Source organism: uncultured Amaricoccus sp. (genome assembly GCF_937858865.1).
Taxonomy (GTDB): Bacteria; Pseudomonadota; Alphaproteobacteria; order Rhodobacterales; family Rhodobacteraceae; genus Amaricoccus.
The window spans coordinates 1-4,543 of record NZ_CALLYO010000626.1; the positions used below are offsets into that span (position 1 = coordinate 1).

A 4,543-nucleotide genomic window follows, 5' to 3' on the forward strand; every position below is an offset into this window, starting at 1 on the left:
TTCATTCTTTCTCCACCAAGGTTAACGTGCCCGATCCTGCGGCTCTCGCTCGGTGCCCGGAGGCACGGAGGAAACATCCCCGCCGCCGCCTGGCGCCGGGATGAAACCTGGCCGGCCGAATGTGCGCGGCATCCGAATCGCATCCCTGGAGACCCGTCATGTTCAGCTCGATCAAGGCCGCGATCGCCCGCTCGCGCGAGCAGGCCGCCGCGCGCCGCGCCGTCCGCCTGCTCGAGGGGCAGAGCGACCATCTTCTCGCCGACATGGGCCTCAGCCGCGAGACCCTCTTCAGCTCCGTCGTCGGACCGAAGCGGCACTGAGGCGCCTTTCCCCCCGGCCAACTGCCCGCCCCCGAACGGGGCGGGCTTCTTCTTGTCAGCCCCCGGCCCTTGGCTTATCGCGGGGGCCCATGACCGAACTGCGGCCTCTCGCCTCCGGGCGCCTCCTCGTCGGCGGCTGTCCCGAGGGCTTCGACGCGCGCCACCTGGCGCAGACCATCGCCCGCGCCAGCGGGCCGGTGATCCATGTCGCGCGCGACGATGCCCGGCTCGCCGCCACCCGCGCCTCGCTGCGCTTCTTCGCGCCCGAGCTGCCGGTCCTCGGCTTCCCGGCCTGGGACTGCCTGCCCTACGACCGCATCTCCCCCGGCGCCGAGATCGCCGCCCGCCGCATGGCGACGCTGGCCGCCCTCGCGGCCGGCTTCTCCCGCCCGGCCGCCATCCTCACCACCGTCAACGCCGCCACGCAGCGCGTCCCGGCCCGCGAGGTGCTGGCCGCCTCGAGCTTCACCGCCGCGGTCGGCGAGCGGGTCGACCTCGCCGGCTTGCGCGCCTACCTCGCCCGCATGGGCTTCCAGCAGGCCCCGACCGTCACCGAGCCGGGCGAGTTCGCCATCCGCGGCGGCCTCGTCGACCTCTTCCCGCCGGGCGCCCGCGGCCCGGTCCGCCTCGACCTCTTCGGCGACGCCCTCGAGTCGGTGCGCCGTTTCGACCCCGAGACCCAGCGCACCAGCGAGAGCCTGAAGCGGGTCGAGCTCGCCCCCGTCTCCGAGGTCATCCTCGACGAGCCCTCGATCCAGCGCTTCCGCACCCGCTACCGCGAGCATTTCGGCGCGCCCTCTCCCGACGATCCGCTCTATGCCGCGATCAGCGCCGGCCGCAAGCACCAGGGCTACGAGCACTGGCTCCCCTTCTTCCACGAGCGGCTCGAAACCCTCTTCGACTATCTCCCCGGCGCCCCCGTCGTCCTCGACGACCAGACCGCCGCCGCCCGCGCTGCCCGCTGGGCCGCCCTCTCCGACCAGTACGACGCCCGCGCGAGCGCGCTTGCCGCCAAGTCGAAGCTCGGCACCGTCTACAAGCCCGTCCCCCCGCACGAGCTCTACCTCGACGACGCCGCCTGGGACGCCGCCATCGCCGCGCGCCCGCTCCACCAGCTCTCCGCCCTGCCGCAGCCGCTCGGCCCCGGGGTCATCGACGCCGGCGGCCGCATCGGCCGCGACTTCGCCCCCGAGCGGCAGCAGGAGTCCGTCAGCCTCTTCGGCGCCCTCGCCGCCCATGTCGCCACCCGCCGCCGCAAGGGCGACGTCGTCGTCGCCAGCTATTCCGCCGGCGCCCGCGAGCGCCTCGCCGGCCTCCTCGCCGACGCCGGCGTCACCGACGCCCGCGAGATCAGGGGGGCAGGGGAGCTCTCCGGCGATGGCGCCCTCGGCCTCGCCGTCTGGCCGCTCGAGCACGGCTTCGAGGCCCCCGGTCTCACCGTCGTCGCCGAGCAGGACGTGCTCGGCGACCGGCTGATCCGCGCCCCCCGCCGCCGCAAGCGCGCCGAGAACTTCCTCACCGAGGCCGCCGGCCTCACCCCCGGCGACCTCGTTGTCCACGTCGACCACGGCATCGGCCGCTACCAGGGGCTCGAGACCATCACCGCCATGGGCGCCCCGCACGAGTGCCTCGCCCTCGAATACGCCGGCGGCGACAAGCTCTACCTGCCGGTCGAGAACATCGAGCTCCTCTCCCGCTACGGCCACGAGGAGGGCCTGCTCGACCGGCTCGGCGGCGGTGCCTGGCAGGCGAAGAAGGCCCGCCTCAAGGCGCGCATCCGCGACATGGCCGAGCGGCTGATCCGCATCGCCGCCGAGCGCGCGCTGCGCAAGGGCGCCATCCTCACGCCCCCCGACCACCACGCCTGGGAGGAGTTCTGCGCCCGCTTCCCCTACGCCGAGACCGACGACCAGCTCGCCGCCATCCATGACGTCCTCGAGGACCTCGCATCCGGCAAGCCGATGGACCGCCTCGTCTGCGGTGACGTCGGCTTCGGCAAGACCGAGGTCGCGCTCCGCGCCGCCTTCGTGACCGCCATGTCCGGCATGCAGGTCGCCGTCATCGCCCCGACCACGCTCCTCGCCCGCCAGCACTTCAAGAACTTCTCCGAACGCTTCCGCGGCCTCCCCGTCCGCGTCCGCCAGCTCTCCCGCTTCGTCTCCGCCAGGGACGCCGCCGAGACCCGCGCCGGCCTCGCCGACGGCACCGTCGAGCTCGTGATCGGCACCCACGCGCTCCTCGCCAAGGGCGTCGGCTTCAAGCGCCTCGGCCTCCTCGTCATCGACGAGGAGCAGCATTTCGGCGTCGCCCACAAGGAGCGCCTGAAGGCGCTCCGCTCCGACGTCCACGTCCTGACCCTGACCGCCACCCCGATCCCCCGCACGCTCCAGCTCGCGCTCTCCGGCGTCCGCGAGCTCTCGCTGATCGCGACGCCTCCGGTCGACCGCCTCTCGATCCGCACCTACGTCTCCGAGCTCGACCCCCTCACCATCCGCGAGGCGCTCCTGCGCGAGCACTACCGCGGCGGCCAGTCCTTCTACGTCGTCCCGCGCATCTCCGACCTCTCCGCCGTCGCCGAATACCTGCGCGACCAGGTCCCCGAGGTGACCTTCACCGTCGCCCACGGCCAGATGCCGGCGACCGAGCTCGACGACAAGATGAACGCCTTCTACGACGGCCGCTTCGACGTTCTCCTCTCCACCACAATCGTCGAATCCGGCCTCGACATCCCCGCCGCCAACACGCTGATCGTGGAGCGCGCCGACATGTTCGGCCTCGCCCAGCTCTACCAGATCCGCGGCCGCGTCGGCCGCTCCAAGCTGCGCGCCTACGCCTTCTTCATGACCGAGCCGAGGAAGAAGCTCACCCCGCAGGCCGAGAAGCGCCTCCGCGTCCTCGGCGCCCTCGACTCGCTCGGCGCCGGCTTCACCCTCGCCTCCCAGGACCTCGACATCCGCGGCGCCGGCAACCTCCTCGGCGAGGAGCAGTCCGGCCAGGTCCGCGAGGTCGGCTTCGAGCTCTACCAGGAGATGCTCCACGAGCAGATCGCCAAGCTCCGCTCCGGCGAGGTCGAGATGCCCGACGAGGGCGAATGGTCGCCGCAGATCAACCTCGGCGTCCCCGTCCTCATCCCGGAGCCCTACGTCCCCGACCTCGACGTCCGCCTCGGCCTCTACCGCCGCCTCTCGGCGCTCGAGCGCAAGGTCGAGCTCGAAGGCTTCGCCGCCGAGCTCATCGACCGCTTCGGCCCGCTCCCGCCCGAGGTGGAGACCCTCCTCCTCGTCGTCCGCATCAAGGCGCTCTGCAAGCGCGCCGGCATCGCCCGGCTCGACGGCGGCCCCAAGGGCGCCACCGTCCAGTTCCACCAGGACAAGTACGCGAGCCCCGCCGGCCTCGTGCAGTTCCTGAACGACCAGAAGGGCGCCGCCAAGGTGAAGGACAACCGCATCGTCATCCGCCGCGACTGGCCGACCGACAAGGCCCGCCTCGCCGGCGCCTTCACGATCGCCCGCGACCTGGCGGCGCTGGCGAAGCCCGCGCCCGCCCGCGCCGCCACCTGAGGCTCAGGCGATGTTCTGGTTCCGTCGGAACAGGTTCGCGGGATCGTACCGCCGCTTCGCCTCGACGAGCCGCGGCCAGTTGGCGCCGAACGTCGCCCTGAGCCGCCCGGTCCCCTCATCGTCCATCATGAAGTTGGGATAGGCGCCGCCGAGGTCGTAGGGATGCACCGCGTCCCAGTAGGCCCGCGCCCAGCGCGAGACGGCCGCGGCGTTCGCCGGGTCGGGGTCGATCCCGGCGATCACCATCGACCAGGTGGCGTCGCGGCAGCTCCAGGCCGTCGCGTCCGACGCCCGCCGCCGTACCGCCCCGTCGATCGGGTAGAGGTGCATCAGCGACATCTCCGTCGGCGCCCCGGTGATGGCGGCGACATGCGCGTCGATCGCCGCGTCCGGAAGCTCGCGCACGAAGTCGCCGCGCCAGTACCACTGCAGCCCGGGAGGCAGCAGCCCGTCGAACATCGACTGCACGGCCGGATAGGGCATCTCGCCCCGCCAGTCGAAGAAGGGCGCGGGCGATCCCTCGAGCAGCGAGCCCACCGCCGCCCGGCCCGCATCCTCCTCGCCGAAGTAGCAGGTCATCAGGAAGAGGATCGGCTTGCCCCGGTGCTCCGGCGGGAAGGGGTCGGCCGAGGGCACCCGCTTCAGGCCGAGGAAGACGCAGAG

Annotated in this window: 3 protein-coding genes; 2 read left to right on the forward strand and 1 reads right to left on the reverse strand. The window is 72.6% G+C overall.

What is annotated here, in order from left to right:
• Positions 1-158 precede the first annotated feature (158 nt).
• Together Q0112_RS18735 and mfd are read left to right on the forward strand one after the other, a co-directional pair.
• Positions 159-320 (forward strand): hypothetical protein, encoded by a 162-nt coding sequence (locus Q0112_RS18735; protein ID WP_297977584.1) that lies wholly within the window; start codon positions 159-161, stop codon positions 318-320.
• A gap of 89 nt (positions 321-409) precedes the next feature.
• On the forward strand, positions 410-3,880 hold the full coding sequence (gene mfd, locus Q0112_RS18740) for a transcription-repair coupling factor (RefSeq protein ID WP_297977585.1): 3,471 nt from the start codon (positions 410-412) through the stop codon (positions 3,878-3,880).
• 3 nt (positions 3,881-3,883) lie between these two features.
• Here mfd and Q0112_RS18745 read toward each other — a convergent pair.
• The coding region (locus tag Q0112_RS18745; RefSeq protein ID WP_297977587.1) for a BBE domain-containing protein at positions 3,884-4,543 on the reverse strand (660 nt) is incomplete at its 5' end.